This window comes from Paenibacillus cymbidii, from assembly GCF_004764705.1.
GTDB lineage: Bacteria > Bacillota > Bacilli > Paenibacillales > NBRC-103111 > Paenibacillus_AN > Paenibacillus_AN cymbidii.
In genome coordinates, this window is the sequence record NZ_SHLX01000002.1 from 407748 (window position 1) to 425597 (window position 17850).

The following is a 17850-nucleotide window of genomic DNA, read 5'->3' on the forward strand; positions in this document are numbered from 1 at the left end:
TTCGAAAAATCATATATATTTCCCGCATACAGCCGCAATTAAGCGAAATGTATGCGAAAAATCGCCTATAATCCCGGCCGCCGATAGCCATGGATCTCGACTTTGGCCGTGAAGCCCGGCTGATAGCCGTTGCTCTCCGCTCGCAGCAGCCCGTCGTGTTGTGCCTGTCAAATCTCCAGCCCATGCTCCGCCAGCGTTTCCCGCAGCGCCGCCGCCATAATGTCGTAGCCGTGCACGTTCAGGTGCACGCCGTCTTCGGCCAGTTCGGGCCGCAGCGTACGTCCGTCGGGGCCGGTGAGGCGGGCGTGATAATCGACGTACACGCCGCCGCCCGCCGCCTCGGTCGCCAAACGCAAGCCTGCATTGATCTCTGCGATCAGCGCGTTGCGCCGGTCCGTGTTGGCGTTCACGTCGACTACGGTCGGCAGCACCGAACACACGACCGGCACGATGCCGGCTTCCTGCGCCATGGCGATCATCGCGGCCACGTCCGACACGACCCGGTCGCGAATGTCGGCCGGCTCCCTTCGGTCGCCGGGCACCCAGTGATCGAGGTCGAACGTGTTGTTGACGCCGATTTTGATCACGGCAAGCTTCGGCTTCAGCTGCAGCACGTCCGCCTCGAACCGCTTGCGCGCATACTGCGAAATGTCGCCGCCGATCCCCCGGTTGACGACGAACCGCCCGGTCCGGCCGAAATAGGCGCACACGTTCCAGCCGAGTGTAATGGAATCGCCGATGAACACGATGTCGACCGGAACCTCGTGGCAGACGAGCACTTCGTTATGCTTGTCGTACAGCCCGCGCAGCTGGTCGGCGGCAACCGCCGTGCCGAACCGGCCGGGCTTGATCACTTCCTCGCGCGATTTCATTTACGCCTCCGCCTCCATCATCGCCGGCCAATGCGTCTCCACGCCATTCGCGTGCAGCAGCGACCGATAATCCTCGAACAGCTCCGCACCGGCGCGGACATCGCGCGGCCGGCACTGCCGCTCGAGGCAGAACGCGGCCAACAGCCCCGCCGCTTCGCCGACGTTCCATTCCACCGGATGCAGCCGGTAGCAGCCGTTAGTCACATGCGTTGTGCCGATGTTTTTGCATGCCGGCAGCAAATTGTCCATTCGCACCGGAATGAGACAGCCGAGCGGCAGTTGGAACGGCAGCGTGGCGAGGTCGACATACGCCCGCCCGGAAGTGCTCGGATGCAGGTCGAGCCGGTACGAGCCGAGCCCGACCGAATCGGCGAACGGCTCGGCCAGTGCGGCCCCCTGCCGGCTATCGGCAGAGATATGCTGCTCGAGCACCGTAAATTCGGCGCGAATTCGACGCGACTCGCGGATGTACGGCGCCATCGCCAGCCCGTCCTCGGTGCCGACGACATCCGGCCGCAGCCGCAGCCCCGGATAACCCGCCTTCCCGTCCGGACGGGGCGCTTCGGTCTGCATCCAGTACAGCAGCGAAAGGCTGAGCTGCTTGGCCGCCTCCAGATGCCGCACCCGCTCCGCCTCCGCCACGTCGATCACCGGCCCGAGCCAATAGTCGTTCTGCGGCCAATTGACCAGCGTGACATCGCTTTCATACAGCCCCTGCACAAAATGGCCGCGATCAAGGATGCGACGGTACAGCCATAACGAGATCCACTCGTTGTCCCCCGGTTGCGGGAACAGTGTCTTATGGTGCGGCTCCATGCTCCACGGCAGCGGCACCGTCCAGCCTAGCAGCGGATACGGCCAGAAGGCCGGCTTGTATCCGCGCCAGAACTCGTACATCGCCGGCCGCGCGATTGTATAATCCGCGCCTGGGATGAAATCCATCGCGAAGCAGTACGTGATCGCCTGCATGTCGGACGGATCGGCAGCGCCTGCCAAAGCATGCGGCTCGCCGGTTTCCCGCACCGACTCCGCGCCCGTCACGTACTCCGTGCCGGTCATCGGCAGCAGATCGCCGCACTCGGTCGCGTCGAGCACATAAGAGGCGGCGATGACGGTTTCATCGCCGGTCCGCTTGCTGCGCACCCGCACCGATCGCACGACGTCCCCATCCGTCTCCGCCGACACCGGCACGTGCTCCGTCAGCACGATCAGCCTGCCGGCGTGCACATACGGCGCCAGCATGCCCTGCAGCGCGGCGAGCGCCGCCCGCGGCTCGTGGCAGATGCGGCTGACATTGCCGCTGCCGGGATTTAGCCGCGCCTCGGCCCGCGCCCGCTCCGTCAACGGGAACCGATCGTGGTAATACCCGCGTATGGCTTCCCGCAGCTCGCGGTAGCTGCGCGTGCAGCCGAAGCGCTCGATCCACGGATGCTCGTCGGGCGGCACCGCCTGGCTCGTCAGCTGGCCGCCGATCCAGGCCGTCTCCTCGGTCAGCACGACCCTCTTCCCGGACCGCGCCGCAGCGAGGGCGGCCGCACAGCCGCCCAGTCCGCCGCCGATGACGGCGATATCCGCGCGTCTTTCTTTCGTCATACGGTTCCCTCCACCAGCTCCGGCAGCTCCGCTCGTTTGCTTGCGGCGCGAGCGCCGCGTTTATTTTTTCGCCGCCAGAAAATCGTCGAACTGCTTCTGGAATTCCTGTTTGATTTTGTCGTAGCCGGCTTTTTCCGCCTCCGATTTGAGTTGGGCCAAGCCTTTGTCATATTCCAGCACGCCGACTGCAAGCGGCGTCACGATTTGCGCGTTAAGCGGCGTAAACTTGGCCATCTCCGTCTTCACCGGATCGAGATTGACCGAGAAGCCGGCAGCGACCGTCGGACGGAAGTTGTTCGCGTCCTTGGCGAAGTCGAGCCATTTCTTGTCGTCCGGCAGCATGTTGTCCGGCGTGCGCTCCAGCTTCGGCCGCCACGACATCGTGTAGCCCGGAAACGCATATTTGCTGAGCGTCTGCATCGAGCTGTCGCCGATCGGATTCCAGTCCTTGCCGACGATGCCGTATTCGAGCAGGTCGTGATTTTCTTTGATCGACAGCCAGTTCATCACATCGATGACGCGGTCCGCATGCTTCGAATATTTGGGAATGCACAAGTAGTTCGCCTGCTTGAAGTCGGAAATCGGCTTCCAGCCCGCATCGGCGGGCACGACGACTTCGAGCTGGGCGCCCGGCACCGTTTTCAGCACATCGAGGTATTTCAGCCCTTCCGCTCCATCGGCATAATACGACGTAGCCGCGCCTTTGCCCTGGTTGAACAGCGTGACCGCGTTTTGCTCCTGCGCCACGTTTTTGGCGAAGATGCCGTCCTTGAAAAACTGCTCGCCCTTCTTCCATCCTTCCAGCAGCTGCGGGTTCTCCCACACCATGTGCACCTTCTTGTCTTCCCACACCTGGAAGCCGGTCGTGATCGAGAAGCCGTCCAGCTTGTTCGTATAGTACAGGCTGTTGAACTTGATCGCGTTGTGGGCGGCCACGCTGCCTTGCACGAGCAGCGGCGTGATGTCCTTGTCCTTCTCCTTGACGGTATAAAGGAACTTCTCCATGTCCGCGATCGTTTTGATTTCCGGCAAGCCGTACTTGAGCCGCAAGTCCTTGCGCACCGTAAAACCCATCACCGTGCCCTGCGTCGTGCCGAGCGGGATGCCCATGATTTTGCCGCCGAACTTGTTGGCGTCCCACATCTGCTGCGGAATCGAAGCTTTCAGCTCCGGCGCCTTGGCGACAAGATCGTCGAGCGCCATCAGCGAATTCGACGCGATCAGTTGGTTCATGTGCTGCCACGGCGCGTCGAGCAGCATATCGAAATCTTCGCCGGCGGCGATCTTCACGTTCGTCAGGCTCGCATAGTCGTTCCACGAAACGAACTGGATTTTGAGCGACGCACCGACGTTGTCCTTCTTCAGCTTCTCGTTTACGGCCGCGAGCACCGTATCGAAGCCTTGCGGCGCATCGCCCGGAAAAATCGCCTTCAGCTCGACAGTTTCCTTCGGCGCCGCGCTCGGCGACGGCGTTGCGCTGGCGCTTGGCGCCGTGCTCGCCGCCTTCGTCGGCGACGGAGACGCCGATCCCTCCTGCTTGCTGCAGCCCGCCAGCAAGCCCGTTGCGACCATGGCTACCGCCAGCAGCGCACTTCCCGCTTTTCGTTTGTTCACGCTGACAACCTCCCGATAACTCGATTGTATTTTCTATAATAACAGGGTTTGGCCCTGTTTATAGACACTCGCACCGTTCCCCCGCTCAGCCTTTGACGGCGCCGACCGTCAGCCCTTTGACAAAATATTTCTGCAGCAGCGGATACAACAGCACGATCGGACCGATCGTCATGATCGTCGTCGACATGCGCACGCCCATCAACGGCACGTCCACGGCCATTCCCGCCGCGTCGGGGATGAGCGTCTTGGCCGCCGCCACGTTCGAGATCATCCGGCGCAGCAGCAGCTGCAGCGGCAGCTTCTTCTCCTCGTCGATGAACAGGAGGCCCATGAACCAGTCGTTCCAATAAGCGAGCGCATAGAACAGCCCGGCTGTCGCCAGTATCGGCTGCGCGATCGGCACGACGATGCAAAAAAATACGTCGACCTCGCTCGCCCCGTCCATGCGCGCCGACTCCTCCAGCTCTTCCGGCAGCGTGCGGAAGAAGTTCACCATCAGGAACACGAGAAACGGCTGGCACAGCAGCGGCAAAATAACCGCCCACAGCGTATTCGACAGGTGCAGCGTCTTCGATACCGTAATGTAGAACGGGATCAGCCCGCCGCTGAACAGCATCGGAAAATAGGCGTACGACAGCAAGCCGCCGCGCACCACGTTGCGCTTATTCGCAAGCGAGTAGGCGAGCATCGCGGATACGCACAAGGCGAGCAGCGTGCCGACCGCGGTGATGAACATCGTGTTTCCGTAGCCGGTCCACAGCGACTTTGAGCGGAGCAGCACCGCGTAAGCGTCGGCCGAGAACGGCCGCGGCAGCAGCGAATAGCCGTGCAGAATGAGCGCAGACTCCTTCGTCAGCGAGCCCGCCGCCATCAGCCAGAACGGAAGCAGGCAGAACAGCGCAAACGCCAGCACGAACGCATGGGCCAGGGCGCCGAATGCCCGGTCTGCCGCGCTTTGTTTCATCGTGTACCCCTCCCCCGCTAAAATAAAGCCGAATCGCGCGACACTCGTTTGACGATCGCGTTCACGCCGAGCACGAACACGAAGCCCATCACCGACTGGAACAGCCCGACCGCGGACGACATGCCGAAATCGTTCAGCTGCCGCATCGCGCGGAACACATACGTATCGATGACGTCCGTCGACGGGAACAGCAGCGAATTGTCGCCGGCGATCGCGTAAATCATCGCGAAGTCGCCGTTGAAAATTTTACCGATGGCGAGCAGCGTCAGGATCGATACCGTCGGCATCAACAGCGGCAGCGTGATGCGGCGCATCGCCGCAAGCCGCGAAGCGCCGTCGATGCGGGCGGCCTCGTACAAGTCTTCGGGAATGGCGGCGATGGCGGCCAAATAAATGATCGAATAATAGCCCGCGCCGTGCCATACCTTTAACACCGTAAAAATCCACGGCCACAAGCCCGGTTCGGTAAACCAGCTCACTTCGGGCAGCCCGAGCCGTACAAGCCACTCGTTCACCATCGGCTGCTGCCCGCCGAGCAGCGATTCGACGATCATGCCGACGACGACCCAGGACATGAAGAACGGCAGGAACATGACCGACTGCGAGACGCGCTTCAGCCACTTCGTCCTCATCTCGTTCAGCAGCACTGCCACCGCCACCGCGAATATCGTCGTAAAGAACAAGAACGCCACATTCAGCAGCAGCGTATTGCGGATCACCCGGTACAACTGGTCCGAGGTGAGGAAGAAAGCGAAGTTGTCGAAACCCGCCCACGGGCTCCGCCATACGCCCGACGTCAGGCTGTAGTGCTTGAACGCGATCAGAATGCCGTACATCGGCAGGTAGCTGAACAGGAACAGCAGCGCCACGCCCGGCACCGCCATGCCGTACAGAAACGGCGCGCCGCGAATTCGTCTCCATTTGCAGGCGAAGCTTCCTTCCTTTCCGGCCGCCTGCAGACGCCCGGCCTTCCTTTCTCGTTGCCCGGTCTTGACTGCATTCAGGCCCAAGCCGCGTCCCCTCCTTCGTTCGTACACCGAGTGGCTCGGAGTTCTCAGACACACCTTAGCACGGCCGAATTGCGCCGCCTATTCCGAAAAACGAGCACGGTTCAGCAAAGTATCGATTGCCCTTGCATTCAGGAAAACATCACTTTCACAAATCAATCGGTGCCCGTACCGGCCGGCGCTTGTGTGATACAATGGGGGCATGCAACGGGGCTGTTCCACACCCAAGTTATTAATTAAAGCGGGGAATCGAAATGCGGCTGCCTTTGAAACGAATCCGGGGCAAATGGAAGTGGCGCAAAACGTATGCGCAAATCTGGACTTACCTGGTTATCGCCGGCGTCGGCGTGCTCGTCATCAGCACCGTGTTTCTGTACATGTTGTCCTCGCGCACCATTCTGCGCAACATCGGGATGCATACGGAGTCGCAGCTGTCGCAGCGGGCGGAATCGCTCTCCTTCGCGATGAACTGGATCGTCGAATACGCCCAGCGCTCCAGCCAAAATCCGGCCGTACGCGCCTATGCCCTGCAGCCGCAGAGCACCCCGTTCGAAGACTACAACTTCTGGAACCTGCTGGTCGGGATGAAAGATACGAATCCTTATATCGATTCGATTTATGTGATTAACGGCTACTCCGGCAAAGTGATCGATACGCGGCTTGGCGTTTCCGACACGGAAGCGTTCTACGACCGGGAGACGCTGCGGCTGCTGAAGCAAGGCCGGGCGGAGGTGGTGCCGTTCATGACGCCGCGGTCTGTTCCTTCCACCGTCTCCTTCTCCCCCCAGGAGCGCCTGCTGACGATCGTCATCCCGTTCGAAATCGAAAAATCGGCGACCGCATTCGTCGTCAACATCAGCTCCGACGCGCTGCTGCAGCTCAATCCGCGCCCGCCCGCTCCGTCCGGCAGCGATACGTTTGTGCTCGACCGGGACAACCGGATCGTCGCCAGCACGCGTGCGACCGACTTTCTGAAGCCGTTCTCCGAGCTCGACTACTCCTTTTCGCTTGCCGGCAAGCAAGGCTGGTTCGAATATAGCTCCGCCGCCGACAAGCTGCTGGTCGCCCATTCCGACGTAATCCTCAAAGGGTTCACGCCATGGAAAATCGTCGACCTGCTGCCGGAGCGCCGCGTGCTCGGCGACATCCGTTATTTGCAGACGTTTACCCTGCTGTTTTTCGTCTGTTTGCTGGCGGTTACCTTATGGATGATCCGGAAGCTGTCCAAAAAAATATACACTCCGATCCAGGAGCTGATCATGGACGTCACGGCGGGCCTCGAAACGCCGCCCGATGCGGGCGCCGGCGGCACGAACGAGCTGCGGATGTTGTCCAGCGTGTTCTCCGAGCAGCACCGCCAGATCGGCGACTACTCGCGCAATCGGAAATTTCTCGCCAAGGAAGCGTACTTGCGCAGCTTGCTGGAGTCCGCCTCCGCTCCCGACGTCGAACAGGTGCAGCGGCACTCCCGCGAGCACGAGCTGCATCTGGCTACCGACAACATCGGCATCGCCCTGCTGCGCATCGACCATTACGCCGCATTTACGCTGCGTTACCCGGAGCGCGACCGCCGGCTGCTGCGTTTCGCGATGGGCAACATCGCCAAGGAGCATCTGCAGCCGCTGCTGCATGTCGAAGCCGTCGACATGGGCAACGACCATATCGCGCTGCTGTTCAATCCGGAGCAGGACACCGTGCCCGACTCCATTAAAGACGCCGTGGCGCAATGCCAGCAGCTCATTCGCCAATATCTCGCGATCGACACGACGGCGGTCGTCGGACCGGTCGTCGAAAACTACCGCGAGCTGCACGACGGCTGCAAGGAAGCGTACGAGTTGTCGAACGAACGCTTTCAATCCGGCTGGGGCCGTACGATTGCGGCGGCGGAGACGGACCGTCCCGCCTATACGAAGGTGCCTTATCCGAAAGGGAAAGAGCGGCTGCTCATTCAGGGGTTGAAAAAAGGGGATGCGGACCAGACGCTGGAGGAGCTGGAATCGTTCCGGCGGCAGCTTGAGGGCAATACGCATTCGGAGGCGAAGCTGGCGATCGCGATGCTGCTGCTCGGCATCGGCGAGGCGCTGCATTCGCTGCCGCTGCCGTCGTTCCGCACGGCGCAGTGGAGCTTGTCGCCGATTCAATCGCGGATCGAGCAGCTTGAGACAAGCGAAGCCGTGTTCGACTGGCTGCGCGAGCTGCTGTCGCTCCTGTGCGCAGACGTCGCCTCGCTGCACAAGCCGTCGCGCAGCAGGAGCCTGATCGACGAAATGCGCCAGCTGGTGGAGGAGCAACTGCTCGACCAGAACTTGTCGACGAAGACGATCGCCGACCAGCTCGGCTTGTCCGTCAACTACGTGCGCAACCTGTTCAAAACCGAAACCGGCCAATCGCTGATGGATCATATCAACGACCGCCGGCTCGCTCGGGTCGTGGAGCTGATGGGCGGCACATCGCTGTCGATCGACGACATCGTGCTGCGCTGCGGCTTCGCTTCCACGGTTTCCTTCTATCCGATATTCAAGAAAAAGTACGGCGTCACCCCGGCCAAGTTCCGCAAGGATATGGCGACAGAGTGACGCCGTCAGCCGGCTTACTGCCAGCCCGACGCCTGAAAAAGCTCGTTCGCTTCGCGCTGGCGATCGCCCAGCTCGGAGAACGCCACGAGCTGCGACTTGAACGTTCCCCAGGACGCAATCAGCTCGGGCAGCTTCGCTTCCTCGTTGACCGGGTACTCGAAGCTTCGGCTCACCAGCAGCGTCTGCCCTTCCTTGCTCGTCATGAATTCGACCAGCTTGACCGCGTTGTCCTTGCGGGGAGCATAGCGCGCGAGCCCGATCCCGCTGATGTTGACATGCGTGCCGGTTGTCGCCTGATTGGGGAACACCACGCCGAGCTTGTCCGGCGCCTTCGCCTCGTCCGGGTCGGCGGAGATCGACAGCTGGCCCAAATAATACGTGTTCATAATCGCCACGTCTCCGATCCCGTCGACGATCGCCAGCGCCTGCTCGCGATCGCCGCCTTCCGGCTGGCGGGCCAGATTGCCCGCGATCCCCCTGGCCCATTGCGCGGCTTGCTTGCTGCCGTTCAGCGAAATAAAGGAAGCCAGCAGCGACTGGTTGTACAGGCTTGCCGACGACCGGACGAGCAGCCGGCCTTTCCACTTCGGGTCGGTCAGCGCCTCATAAGTCGACAGCTCTTCCCGCTTGACCCGGTCCTTGGCATAAACGAGCACTCTCGCCCGCGTCGTAACCCCGATCCAGTATTCGTCGGGATCGCGCCACTTCTTCGGCACCTGGCTGTCGATCGCCGCGGTGCGCAGCGGCTGAAGCACCTGCTCCCGCTTGGCATAGCTTAATACGCCGCCGTCCACGGCGAAGAACAGATCCGCGGACGAGTTCGGCCCGTCCTGCTTCATCTTGCCGACCAGCTCTTCGGCCGTTCCTTTCACTTCGTTCACCGGAATGCCGGTCATCTTCGTAAACGCTGCGAACAGCGCGGAGTCGGCTTCGTAATGACGCGCCGAATAGACCGTGATCGTTTCGCCGGCGGCGCTTGCCGCTTTGGCGTCGTATGACGATTCGTTGTTGAAACCGATCAGGTCGCAACCCGAGCAGAGGATGGATACGGACAAAAGGATCGCGATCACTCTCACGATAACGTTTCCCCCAATCGTCGCCCGTCCGCGGAACGGAGCAAATAGATGGTAACCGCTGTGCCCCTGTGCTCCCGGCTCTGAATCGTCAGCTTGCCTTCATACCGTTCGACCAGCCGCTTGGCGATCGCCAGCCCGAGCCCGTTGCCGCCCAGGTCGCGGCTGCGCGCCTTGTCCACCCGATAGAAACGTTCGGTCACATAGGGCAAGTCGCCCGCCGGGATGCCGATCCCCCGATCTTCGACGACGATGAACGCCTTCCGCTCCAGTTGCCCGGCCCGAACAACGATCGTTTTTTCGCGCGATGAATATTTAACGGCATTGTCCAAAATAATATGCAGCAGCTGTTCCAGATGCGGGGCGCTTACGAGCAATTCGACGCCTGCCAGCTCGTCCAGATCGAACGTGACCGCGAAGCCGGGATGCAGCGACATGAACCGTTCCGTCATGGCGCGAATCGCTTCATCCGGACGGGTCAGCAGCGCATCCGGGTCGCCCGCTTCCTTCTCCGCCCGCGTCAAGGCCAGCAGCTCCGTCACGAGCCCCTTCAACCGGCCGAACTCCTGCAGCGACGCCTGCAAGGAGTTGTTCAGCACTTCGGCGTCGTCTTTCCCCCATCTGTGCAACAGCGACAAATGCCCCTCGATGATGGCGATCGGGGTGCGCAGCTCGTGCGACGCGTCCTCGACAAACCGGCCCTGCTGCCAGAACGACTCCTCCACCTTGTCCATCATGTCGTTGAACAAGATCATGAGCGTCGATAGTTCATCGCCGTTATGGGCAGGTATCATTCGTTCCTGTATGCCCTTGCTGTTCACGTCCCGAATCGTTTGCGCCATCGCCTGCAGCGGCTTCAGCAGCTTCCGCGCAATAAGCCAGCCGACCAGTACGCTGAACACGACCGCTCCGGCCGCAAACGCCAGCATCACCTGCATAATGGTATGGAGCAGCTGCTCATAGGCAGCCAGGCTTTTCACGATCTCGACCGTTCCCGCAAATTCGAAAATCGTCAAGGGGCTGCGCATGATCAGCACGGGATTGTCGTCAATCCGGTAAAACTCGATCTGCTGCTGCGAAACGAAGCGGGGAACAATTCCGTTCTCCGTCACATCGTTGGCCACCGTAACGAGCGGCACTCCGTCGCTGCCGACGATACGAATCATTTGATCGTCCCGATTCGCTTTTTCCAGGTACAGCTTGATCTCCTTGATACGGTCCGGCGTGAAGGCGGCTTCCCGCTCCAGCAAGTCGTTCAGGATGCCGTTCATGGTGCGCTGCACGCCGCTCTTCTCGCGGTGAATGATCCATTTATCCATGACGAGATACTGCAGGGCGTAATTGCCGATGAGCAGCACCATAATGAGCACGGTCGACCATAGCGTCAGCTTGAATTTGATGGGCACGCGGAACAACAGGCCCGTCCAGCGGGTTACGCTCATTTGCGCATCACATAACCAATGCCTCTCAGCGATTTAATGTAGCTCGACTTGCCCGGAGGATCGATTTTGAGCCGCAAATACCTGACGTAAACATCGACGACGTTCGTGTCGACGGCCGCTTCGAAGCCCCATACTTTATCCAGCAGCGTCTCGCGCTCCAGCACGCGATTCACATGAGTCAGGAATACGATCAGCAGATCGTATTCGCGCTTGGTCAACTCGATTACCTTGCCGGCCCGGCTGACGATTCTCGTCTCCGGATCGAGGCTGAGGTCCTGGAACACGAGCAGGGGCGACATCCTGGGCGCCGCTTCATGGCTCCCCTGCCTGCGGAACACGACGCGCATCCGGGCCAGCAATTCTTCCATCGCGAACGGCTTGGGCAAATAATCGTCGGCGCCGCAATCCAGCCCGACCACCCGCTCGGTCACGCTGTCCCTGGCGCTCAGCATAATGATCGGCGTCATCTTGTGCATGCGAATGCGCCGGCATATTTCCAGACCGTCCAGACCGGGCAGCATAATATCGAGCAGGATGAGGTCCCACTCTTCGGCCATCGCGATATTCAATCCTTCATAACCTTCGAAAACGACGGTAACCGCAAAAGACTCGTGCCCCAGCTCGAGTGCAATGAAGGATGACATGTTTTTCTCATCTTCAATCAGCAGTACTTTTTTCATGCCGTCCTTTCCGCCCATCTCGCGTGAAAATGATTATCATTATTATTTACTATCATATTGGATTTTGCCGCTATGTTCAAGCCTCGTTTCCTGATGAACGGCTGGAGACCGACGCGTCCCGCTGCCGCGCCGCAGCGGTCGATCCGTTCGCGGACACGCTCCCGTCGCGCTTCTTCAATCGGCCGATCAAGATCAGCAAGACGAGATAATACGTCCAATACAGGACGAACTCTTCTACGGACGGATTCTGCGTATAACCGAGAAACGCTTTGAAAAAAATGCCCGCTTGCCCGTTGATAAGCGGTTTGTCGCCCGTGTCGCGAATATACTGCGTTTCATCGAGCGGATGCTCCGGCATGAACGCCGTCAAGTTGTACACTTCGCCGATTTCGCCGCCGGGCGTCCGGTATACCGAGCCGATCAGCCCGATGTCCTGCATGATCCCGACCGCTTGCACGAGCAAACCGCCGGCAATCATCAGCAAAAAAATCGAGGTAATGCGGAAAAACGTTTTGAGCTGGATTTTGCGGGAACCTTTAAAAAAGAAATAGCCTACCGCAATCGCCAACAGCAGGCCGAACAGCGCTCCCCAGCTTTGCAGCGCCTGCTGGATATCGCCGCCCGTAATCGCCGCGAAAAAAAATACGGTTTCGACGCCTTCCCTCACGACGACGAGAAAGGAGTGCACAATCATGTTGGCCACGCCGCCTGCCGTCAAAACCGCGGACAGTTTGTGCTCCACCTTGTCTTGCATATTGCGGCTTTGCCGGCTCATGAACAGCACCATATGCGACAGCAAGACGCAAGAGGCGAGCATAATGCCGATTTTCAAATAATTTTGACTGCCCATGGTAGCGAAGCCGGTCAATACGGTTTGGAACACGAGCGCAACGCCGTAGCTGGCGATCAGCGCCAGCACAACGCCTACCCATACCCACTTGTTCCACTGCGTCTGATCGATCCGCTTCAAATACGTGACAATAACGCCCACGATCAGGATCGCTTCAAGCGCTTCGCGGAACGTGATCAGAAACGACTGCAATTCCATGCGCCAGCCTCCATTTCTGCGCCCGGATGCAACAAGCGGAAGACACCCGCGCATGAAGCGCAAGCGTCCTCCCGCCTGGAATGCACCGGATTACCGGAGAATGATAATGTTGCCCTTGTCGTAAAATACGCCTTTGCCGAACAGCTCGGCGACTGCGCGCAGCGGGATGAAGGAGCTGTCGTCCTTGATCACGACCGGTTGATCCAACGCAACCGTTTCGTTCGTCTTGCCGTTCTGCACGATCGTGCTGGAGCCGACCTTGAGCTCGGTCGTTGCGCCATCCTTGACGATGCGGACCGTGCTTGTATTGCCGTCGTAGCTCACTTCGGCGCCGATCGCATCGGCGATCAGACGCACGGGAACGAGGGTCCGGCCCGTTTCCTTGCTGATGTAGGGTTCGCTCACGGCGGTGTGCGCCTGACCGTCGACGCGATACGTTTTGTCGCCGATGGCAAGCTCGATGCCGTCCACAGGAACGATATATTTCAGCATCTGGAAGCCGGCCGCTTCGGCCGCTTGCAAATTCGCTTGGTCGACGGCTTCGACGAATTGCTGCGCATATGATGCAGCAGCCGCATACGCTTCTTTCGTGAAGAACGGCTCCTGCGTCGACAGGAACATCGTGCCTTCCATGGCGTAGCCGCGCGCCCCTTGCAAATCGCCGGCAGCCAGCTTGACGAAAGCGTTGTTGACGTATTCGGACACTTTGCCGATCATCGTGCGCTGCAGCGCAAGCTTGATCCGGTTCCCGTCGATTTGGCCGGCATCGCCGGAAGCGAATGCATCCAGCACATCGTTGGCGTCTTCCACGCTTCCCCCTCTAAGATACGTGTAGACAGGGAGATACAGGAAGTAGCCTTCCGTGACGGCTGCCGGCTGGTCGGCCGCCGGCTTCGTTGCAATGCTCGACGCATAGGTGTTCGTCGCGAGCGCATACGTCTTGATCAGGAGCTTATCCAGCACCTGGCGATGAATGTTGAAGTCGTTGACGTTCTTATCCGCCAAATCCTGCTGGAGTTGTTCGATCGTCCCTTTCAGAATGCCGACCATATCAAGGCCGTACGAAGCGTCGCGCTTGGTCACCGTGCTTTGCAGCACGCCTTCGTAAATTTGCACGACTTTGTCGAAGCCTTTGGTCGCCGCTGCGTAATCTCCCTGGTTCAGGGCAGGACGAACGGTATTGCTGATCAGGTCGCGCAGCGCGAAGAAGAAGTACCATTGCAGCCCCTTGTCGACCGCTTGCTTGGCCTGGTTGACATTCAAGTCGCCTTTGACGGCGTTGTTCAGCACGAACGTAATGTTTTCGTCAATTTTGGGATCGTCGGCTTTAATGGTAGCATCGATCCGTTTCGTTTCCGTCTGGAACTTGCTCACATAATAAGCTTGCACCTCCTTGAGGTCGGTGTTGTCCGTGAACAGCGCCTTGATGTCGGCAAAAGCTTGCACCCGCGCCGCAATTTCCGGATCTTCGGCGATGTTGAACTTGGATGCGGCACCCGCCGCGGAAGCCAGGACGAACAAGGACGATACCAGCAAGGAAAAGCTCATTGCCATCGACAACCATTTACGCATGTTTATCTCTCCCAATCGTTTTTGGTTAGAAAAAGCCTTTTTTGCGGCTGTACCATAACGCCCCGCCGCCCGCAAGAACAACGCCGGCAATCACGAAAACTGTCACGAGCGGATTCACTTTGTTCGTCCGCTCCATCGGCGCGTGCTCGCCTTGCTGCAGCGCTTGCCCGGAAGCAGCCGGCGCCGCAGCGGAACTTGCCGCGGGTGTCGGTTTCGGCGCCTCTGCGGAAGCGGATGATTGCGCGGCCGATGACGCGGCCGGGGTCGTCGACGATGCGGCCGTAGGCGACGCCGACGCGGAAGCCGTAGGCGAGGCCGACGCGGAAGCGGAAGGGCTTGGCGACGCTTGAGCCGGCGATTCGGCGGCTTGCGGCTTCTCCGGCTCGGCTGTCGCTGCCGCCGGCTTCGCTTCCGGTGTGGCGGCCGCAGGCGCCACGCTTGCAGCGGCCGGCTTCGCCGGCTCCGGCGCGGGCGCCGCATACGCCTGGTAAGGGAACAACGGTTTGACCTTGTCGTAGATGAACGTGACCTTCGTCTTGAACAGCTCCGGGTCCGCCTTCTTCTTCCCTACGCCGAACAAGCCGGGATTGCCGAGCGCGTCCAACGCTTCATCGAACGACCGGTCGATCTCGTCCTTGCCGGCGCTCATATACGGAGCCAGCGTGTCGTACGTCGCTTTCGCTTTGGCCAGCAGCAGCTTGGCGCCGGCATAATCGCCCACATCTTGCAGCGCGTACGCGAACCGGCGATCCAGGTTCATGACGAGCACCGCCTTGTAATTGGCGATCAGAAGCGCGTTGTCCGCCGCTTCGATATTTTTGTCGAGCGTGGCGGCAACGGCATCTCCGAAATGCGACTGGATCTCGCTGCGCCTGACCTTGTGCGCTTCCGTTGCCGTCTTCCAGTCGGACTGCCCGCCGCCGAGCGCGGCTGCGATCGTCTTGAACGTTTCCGCCACGTCCTCGGTGTTGGCATCGCCGTAAGAGTAGGCGAACGCTTGCGCCGGAGCGAGCCAGATCAGCAGCGCCAGCGCTGCCAGCGCGCTTCTTATCCCTCTGACCACTTGCGAACTCCTCCTTCGTTGTGACGGCAAACGGGCCTTCTCATCTCCCGATAGATGGCCGGGATGACAGATGCGACATACTGCCGGAATTTGATGAACGACCGCCCTTGCGTTCTTGTCCGATACGCGATCGGCACTTCCTCCAGGCGAAAGCCTTTGCGCAGCAAGTTCAATGTCAGCACCTGGGCGTAGTTGTAATCGTGAATGATTTCCGCGCTCTCCATCGCTTGCCGGGAGAAGCCGCGCATGCCCGATTGCCCGTCGCATATCCATTGCCGCAGCAGGATCGACTGCAGCAGTGTAAACAAATAGTTGCCCAGGCGGCGATGAAGCTTCATGCCCGTTATGCTTCCTTTGAAGCGCGAGCCGAATGTGTAGTCCGCCGTCCCCCGGATGATCGGAGCGATCACGTCCGGAATTTGCTCCGGCGGGTATTCGTTGTCCGCGTCGATCATCAGCCCGATGTCTGCATCCAGCAGGCAGCATTGCGCCAAGCCCTCCCTGACGGCGGCGCCGAGCCCGCGATTGGCCGCGAAGGAAAACACGAAATCCGCCCCCGCCTGTTTGGCGACCGTCGCGGTGCCATCCGTCGAGCCGTCGTCGATGACGACGACTTGAACCGTATAGTGCGGGTGAAAGCTGCGCGGAACACGCGGGATGACCCGTTCGATATTGCCGACTTCATTGTGCGCGGGAATGAATACGACCAGCTTCTTGAAGCGATCCGCCTTCATGTCGGCCCTCCTGTCTTGTGCGCAGCGCGTCCGTCAACACGCTGCCGCGACTTGCGTTCGGAAACGGAGCGCCGAGCAAGTACGCCAGCGTGGGGGCGACGGAAACAAGCGAATGGCGTTCGTCGACTCTTACCCCCGCCCGAATCGCCGGTCCGTGCATGAAGAACGGTACGAACCGCTCCCCCTCGTCGAGGTGGCCATGCCCGCCGATGCCGTCTGCCTGGCCGTGATCCGCGCATACGACAAGGGTCGCGTTTTTCGTCAGACCGCGTTCCTCCAGCCATCCGACGAACTGCTCCACGAGCCGGTCGGCCTCCGCGATTTTTTGCAAATATTCGTCATAGAGCACGCCCATACTGTGTCCCGTCTGATCGACGGCGATCAGTTGGACGACCAGCAAGTCGGGATTTTGCTCGACCACGATCGTTTTCGCGCGCTCGATAATGTTGCGGTCGGCCGTATCGTTATGCATGACCGCGGTGATGCTCTCCACATCGTCGCCCATCGAATCGATCAGATGCGCGATCCCGAGCAGCCGGCCGCGTTTCCCGACTTTGCGCAGCGAATCGAAGATGCTCTCCACCTTGATCCCGAGCCGCCACACCATATTGGAGCGGATGCCGTGCTGCCTCGGATAAGCGCCGGTAAACATGGAGGAGAAGCAAACGACAGTGCGAGCCGGATATACGGTTTCCATCTGCGTATATTCCGTCCCTTCCGCCCGCAGCCGCTTGAGGAACGGCGCATCGGCTTCCTCGAAACGTTCCTTGCGCATGCCGTCGATGACGATGACGAACACTTTGTCGCTGGGTGTCCGCTCGGGCCGGTCCGGCGCTTCGGTCGGCTGTGTCCGCTCTTTCGGTTTCCAATCGAACAAATAGCGGTGAAGCAACCAGCTATACATCAACAGGCATCCGGTAAACACGCCGAGCGTTGCCGACTCGCCCGCGAACCCGGGCACCGGGCCGGGGGTTCCGTGACGGGCAGCCAGCAGCCGGTAAAAGTAGTCCCATACGAGCAGCACCAGCATCAGCTTCGGCAGCTGCTCTTGCGCATTGCCGCTGGTGGAGTCGCTGTTCTTAAGCACCAGCTTCCAGAACCTTTTGAAATTCCACCATGAAGTGCCGATCCGCAGATGGTAATAGAACGTTCCCCAGAAGAACACGGTAAAAAAGAAATAGAGCGCAATCGCCAGCGCGTACAGCGCTAAATGCCCCGCACCCCAGATCAGCAGCGCGGATACGACCGGGAACCACAAATAGTTGCGCAAAAATAGCGGGTAATCGAACAGGTAGTACAAGACGAGCAGCGGCGCGATCAACAGCAGACTTGCGCCTGCGCTGGCCCAAAAGCCGACGTCCGACCACCGGTCGATACGGTATAGCATAAAAGTCGCAACGGCGAATAACGGCGTAAACGGCTTGCCTTCGTTAAGCAAATTCCAGCAGCGCGCCGCTGCGATTTCAACTCGTGACGCTTGCTTCATGTCCCTTTCCTTTCCTGATGAGCGTTCATCTTCCAGCCTCCTTTCCTGGACAGTCGGACGGTCGCATGGATGGTCGCATGGATGGTCGCATGGATGGTCGCATGGATGGTCGCATGGGCGGTCGCA

At 60.1% G+C, this 17850-nt stretch carries 14 protein-coding genes; 1 reads left to right on the forward strand and 13 read right to left on the reverse strand.

The features are described 5' to 3' along the window. Positions 1–167 precede the first annotated feature (167 nt). The 5 genes from EXY20_RS04980 to EXY20_RS05000 form a co-directional block, all read right to left on the reverse strand. The gene (locus tag EXY20_RS04980; RefSeq protein WP_135548272.1) at positions 168–872 is read right to left on the reverse strand and encodes a GDSL-type esterase/lipase family protein; all 705 of its coding nucleotides are present in this window, start codon (positions 870–872) and stop codon (positions 168–170) included. Beyond that, entirely contained in the window at positions 873–2465 is a 1593-nt protein-coding gene (locus EXY20_RS04985; protein WP_135548274.1) for an FAD-dependent oxidoreductase, read from the reverse strand. Between the two features lie 60 nt (positions 2466–2525). Next, complete coding sequence (locus tag EXY20_RS04990; protein WP_135548276.1) at positions 2526–4079, reverse strand: ABC transporter substrate-binding protein; 1554 nt, start codon at positions 4077–4079, stop codon at positions 2526–2528. An 85-nt stretch (positions 4080–4164) separates the two neighbouring features. Continuing rightward, the gene (locus EXY20_RS04995; protein WP_135548278.1) at positions 4165–5043 is read right to left on the reverse strand and encodes a carbohydrate ABC transporter permease; all 879 of its coding nucleotides are present in this window, start codon (positions 5041–5043) and stop codon (positions 4165–4167) included. Positions 5044–5060: 17 nt separating this feature from the next. Further along, positions 5061–6053: an ABC transporter permease gene (locus EXY20_RS05000; protein ID WP_235885355.1), complete on the reverse strand. Its 993-nt coding sequence runs from the start codon at positions 6051–6053 to the stop codon at positions 5061–5063. A gap of 251 nt (positions 6054–6304) precedes the next feature. Between EXY20_RS05000 and EXY20_RS05005 the strand changes: the two genes are divergently transcribed. Further along, on the forward strand, positions 6305–8626 hold the full coding sequence (locus EXY20_RS05005; RefSeq protein ID WP_135548280.1) for a helix-turn-helix domain-containing protein: 2322 nt from the start codon (positions 6305–6307) through the stop codon (positions 8624–8626). Positions 8627–8640: 14 nt separating this feature from the next. Here EXY20_RS05005 and EXY20_RS05010 read toward each other — a convergent pair whose 3' ends face one another. From EXY20_RS05010 to EXY20_RS05045, 8 genes are all read right to left on the reverse strand, one after another. Continuing rightward, the gene (locus EXY20_RS05010; protein ID WP_235885356.1) at positions 8641–9702 is read right to left on the reverse strand and encodes an extracellular solute-binding protein; all 1062 of its coding nucleotides are present in this window, start codon (positions 9700–9702) and stop codon (positions 8641–8643) included. Then, positions 9699–11141: a HAMP domain-containing sensor histidine kinase gene (locus EXY20_RS05015; RefSeq protein ID WP_135548284.1), complete on the reverse strand. Its 1443-nt coding sequence runs from the start codon at positions 11139–11141 to the stop codon at positions 9699–9701. The genes EXY20_RS05010 and EXY20_RS05015 overlap by 4 nt, the downstream gene beginning before the upstream one ends. Further along, complete coding sequence (locus EXY20_RS05020; RefSeq protein WP_135548286.1) at positions 11138–11821, reverse strand: response regulator transcription factor; 684 nt, start codon at positions 11819–11821, stop codon at positions 11138–11140. The genes EXY20_RS05015 and EXY20_RS05020 overlap by 4 nt, the downstream gene beginning before the upstream one ends. A 76-nt stretch (positions 11822–11897) precedes the next feature. Further along, a complete protein-coding gene (locus EXY20_RS05025) occupies positions 11898–12869 on the reverse strand; it encodes an FTR1 family iron permease (RefSeq protein WP_167858997.1) in 972 nt (323 codons plus the stop codon). 90 nt (positions 12870–12959) lie between these two features. Continuing rightward, the gene (locus EXY20_RS05030; RefSeq protein ID WP_135548290.1) at positions 12960–14441 is read right to left on the reverse strand and encodes a copper amine oxidase N-terminal domain-containing protein; all 1482 of its coding nucleotides are present in this window, start codon (positions 14439–14441) and stop codon (positions 12960–12962) included. A gap of 25 nt (positions 14442–14466) precedes the next feature. Continuing rightward, on the reverse strand, positions 14467–15504 hold the full coding sequence (locus EXY20_RS05035; protein ID WP_135548292.1) for a hypothetical protein: 1038 nt from the start codon (positions 15502–15504) through the stop codon (positions 14467–14469). Beyond that, a complete protein-coding gene (locus tag EXY20_RS05040) occupies positions 15489–16238 on the reverse strand; it encodes a glycosyltransferase family 2 protein (protein ID WP_135548294.1) in 750 nt (249 codons plus the stop codon). The genes EXY20_RS05035 and EXY20_RS05040 overlap by 16 nt, the downstream gene beginning before the upstream one ends. Continuing rightward, a complete protein-coding gene (locus EXY20_RS05045; RefSeq protein WP_135548296.1) occupies positions 16186–17724 on the reverse strand; it encodes an alkaline phosphatase family protein in 1539 nt (512 codons plus the stop codon). The genes EXY20_RS05040 and EXY20_RS05045 overlap by 53 nt, the downstream gene beginning before the upstream one ends. Positions 17725–17850 lie beyond the last annotated feature (126 nt).

Bases quoted from the DNA above. Each gene is read 5' to 3' on its own strand.
- EXY20_RS04980 (WP_135548272.1), bottom strand. From the start codon at position 872: ATGAAATCGCGCGAGGAAGTGATCAAGCCCGGCCGGTTCGGCACGGCG.
- EXY20_RS04985 (WP_135548274.1), bottom strand. From the start codon at position 2,465: ATGACGAAAGAAAGACGCGCGGATATCGCCGTCATCGGCGGCGGACTG.
- EXY20_RS04995 (WP_135548278.1), bottom strand. From the start codon at position 5,043: ATGAAACAAAGCGCGGCAGACCGGGCATTCGGCGCCCTGGCCCATGCG.
- EXY20_RS05005 (WP_135548280.1), top strand. From the start codon at position 6,305: ATGCGGCTGCCTTTGAAACGAATCCGGGGCAAATGGAAGTGGCGCAAA.
- EXY20_RS05015 (WP_135548284.1), bottom strand. From the start codon at position 11,141: ATGAGCGTAACCCGCTGGACGGGCCTGTTGTTCCGCGTGCCCATCAAA.
- EXY20_RS05020 (WP_135548286.1), bottom strand. From the start codon at position 11,821: ATGAAAAAAGTACTGCTGATTGAAGATGAGAAAAACATGTCATCCTTC.
- EXY20_RS05025 (WP_167858997.1), bottom strand. From the start codon at position 12,869: ATGGAATTGCAGTCGTTTCTGATCACGTTCCGCGAAGCGCTTGAAGCG.
- EXY20_RS05030 (WP_135548290.1), bottom strand. From the start codon at position 14,441: ATGCGTAAATGGTTGTCGATGGCAATGAGCTTTTCCTTGCTGGTATCG.
- EXY20_RS05040 (WP_135548294.1), bottom strand. From the start codon at position 16,238: ATGAAGGCGGATCGCTTCAAGAAGCTGGTCGTATTCATTCCCGCGCAC.
- EXY20_RS05045 (WP_135548296.1), bottom strand. From the start codon at position 17,724: ATGAAGCAAGCGTCACGAGTTGAAATCGCAGCGGCGCGCTGCTGGAAT.